This window comes from Amycolatopsis sp. NPDC003676 (assembly GCF_053587275.1).
On record NZ_JBSFNS010000233.1, the window covers coordinates 1 to 2,519 of the forward strand.

Annotated in this window: 3 protein-coding genes; all 3 read left to right on the forward strand. The window is 69.7% G+C overall.

What is annotated here, in order from left to right; all coding sequences use genetic code 11:
- The first annotated feature begins 280 nt into the window (after positions 1-280).
- Genes ACWDNU_RS45080 through ACWDNU_RS45090 form a run of 3 tightly spaced genes read left to right on the forward strand, consistent with a single transcriptional unit; the run spans position 281 to position 2,422 of the window.
- Positions 281-496 (forward strand): hypothetical protein, encoded by a 216-nt coding sequence (locus ACWDNU_RS45080; RefSeq protein WP_355279847.1) that lies wholly within the window; start codon positions 281-283, stop codon positions 494-496.
- The gene (locus ACWDNU_RS45085; RefSeq protein WP_355279844.1) at positions 493-2,004 is read left to right on the forward strand and encodes a hypothetical protein; all 1,512 of its coding nucleotides are present in this window, start codon (positions 493-495) and stop codon (positions 2,002-2,004) included. Before ACWDNU_RS45080 ends, ACWDNU_RS45085 begins: the two co-directional genes overlap by 4 nt.
- A gap of 58 nt (positions 2,005-2,062) precedes the next feature.
- On the forward strand, positions 2,063-2,422 hold the full coding sequence (locus tag ACWDNU_RS45090) for a hypothetical protein (RefSeq protein WP_355279841.1): 360 nt from the start codon (positions 2,063-2,065) through the stop codon (positions 2,420-2,422).
- The last annotated feature ends 97 nt before the right edge of the window (positions 2,423-2,519 follow it).

Sequence of the window (2,519 nt, forward strand, 5' to 3'; positions counted from 1 at the left end):
GCCCGTCCCGATCGAGCACGCGGATCGCGGCATCGACGATGACATCCCGGCTCACCGGCGGCGGTCGGCGGCTCGGTCTGGTCACCCGTCACACCGTACACGTACCGCAAGTACGACCTGGCAGCATCACCTCGACTCGCTCCGGTAAGCACCCCGTTCGCCAGGTATGACCAGCGACACCACCCAGCCAGCCCGCTTTACATTCCCCTTCCGGACCGGCAGTATCGGAATTCGTACCGGCAGTACGTTCTGCCGAACACCGCAGCGAAGGAGAAGGTCCGTGCCGGATGCCCTGGCTCAACTCACCGCGACACTCGGCGCCCCACCACCCCCGGAATTCGCGAACCTCACCCCCGAGCAGCTGACGGTCCTCGACACCTACGTCCGCGCCGCGTTCGACACCCGCCGCGCCGCCCTCGACGACGCCGTCAACTCCGGCATGCGCCTGATCCCCCGCCTCGCCCGCCCCGCGGTGAAGAAGGTGCTCGGCCTGTGACCACCACCCACCACAGCACCGCCGAGATCGCCAAGCTCGCCCGCGTCCTCGACCGCCGCGACTCCACCGACCTCGACTTCCTGGCCGACCTCCCACCCGAGGCACTGCGCCGGTTCCGCGACCAGATCACCACCACCATCGCCGACCGCGAGTCCCGCCGCATGCAACGCATCGGCGCCGCCGCCAAACTCATCCCCGCGCCCATCGCCGCCAAGATCACCGAAGCCGCCTTCGGCCCCGTCCTGGCCGCCGCGATCGCCGGCTCGGTAGACCCCGCCCGCGCCGTAGCCATCGCCGGCGCCCTCTCCCCCACCTTCCTCGCCGACGCCACCGTCACCCTCGACCCCCGCCGCGCCACCGCCCTCATCGCCGAAGTCCCCGACCGCATGGCCGCCGCCACCGCCCGCGAACTCATCGCCCGCGGCGACTACCTCACCATGGGCCGCCTGGCCGGCGCCGTCCCCGACCAGGTCCTGCGCGCCGCCCTCCCCCACGCCGCCGACATCGACCTCCTCCACGTCGGCTACTACCTCGAGAACACCGACGCCGCCGACCGCCTCCTCACCATCGTCACCGACCGCATCCCCGGCATGATCCGCGCCACCGCCGCCGAAAACCAGTGGCCCGAAGCCATCGCCCTCCTCGACCTCCTGGGCCCCACCGAACGCTCCCACCTGGGCAATGTCGTCGCCGATCAAGCCCCCGAAATCCTCGACGCCCTACTCACCGCCGTCACCGAGCTCGACGCCTGGGACACCCTCCTCCCGGTAGCCGCGGGCATGGAATCCACCGCCCTGCAACGTCTCGTCGAACGCCCACTCATGCAGGACCCGGCCGTCCTCACCGGCGTCGTCGACCTCGCGCTCACCCACGATCTCTGGCTCGACCTGCTCCCCCTCGCCCAACACTTGTCACCAGCCCAGCTCCACACCGTCGCCGCCCGAATCTCCGCGGAACCCGACGACGCACTCACCGCGCTCATCGAGCAGGCCCACACCGGCGACCACTGGGACATCCTCATCCCCGTAGCACTGGCCTTCGACGAACCCGACCGCCGCCGCTTCGCCGCCCTCCCCGTCATGCACCGCCCGGACACCTTGTCGGCCGCCGTCACCACGGCCGCCGCCCACAACCTCTGGTCCGCGGCCCTCCCCCTCGTCGACGCCCTCCCGCCCCACACCCACGACCACCTCGCCACCACCATCGCCACCCTTACCACCCCCGACTTCCATGCCGCCCTCACCGCGACCCCCGCCGCCGGCGCCACCAACACCCTGATCCGCATCGTCCTCCGCCAGGCCCCCGCCGCCCGAACCCGCTCACTCACCCTACTCGCCGACTTCGACGACCTCGAGTCCCTGGTCACTTCGTTCACGACCACCGACCCAGAAATGTGGAAGTCCGTGGCGGCCATCAACTCCGACCTCCCTCCCCGACTCCGCACTCTCCTCGCACCCCAAGCAGCCCGCTGCGGACACAGCGACATCGCCAACGCCCTGTCGACCTGACCCACCGCCGAACCGCGGTCACCACGCCCGACCGCGGTTCCCCACTACCATCCGCGCCATGCACCCCATAGGCAGCCGAAAGCGCAACCAACCCGCCCCGCCCCACGCCGTCTACGCCGCGCTGACAAACCCGGACCGCGACCCGACCCGCCCCTGGCTGATCCTGCTCCCCGACGAGCAACGCCCGACCATCCTCGAGCACAACGATCCCGACCTCGTCATCTGGAGCTCACTGTGGCCGAAACACCCCACGGCCCGTATCCGTTTCGACCTCCCCACGGACGGCCGAGGCGGCACAGACCTCCGCTGGACCCTCTACATCGACACTCCGAACCTCGACGACTCCGCGATCGGTCACCTTCGCTACCGCCTGAACACCTTGATCAACGCTAACCTTCGATACTCGTTCGGCCAATGAGTCGAGATACGTTGCGTACCTGGTGCGAACGACTCGGACACCGGCGTCGCGATCCAGACCGTCTGGACGCCGTCGTCGATCACCGTGAAACTGTGGG

Coding starts and splice junctions, on each gene's coding strand:
- ACWDNU_RS45090 (WP_355279841.1), top strand. CDS start 2,063: ATGCACCCCATAGGCAGCCGAAAGCGCAACCAACCCGCCCCGCCCCAC.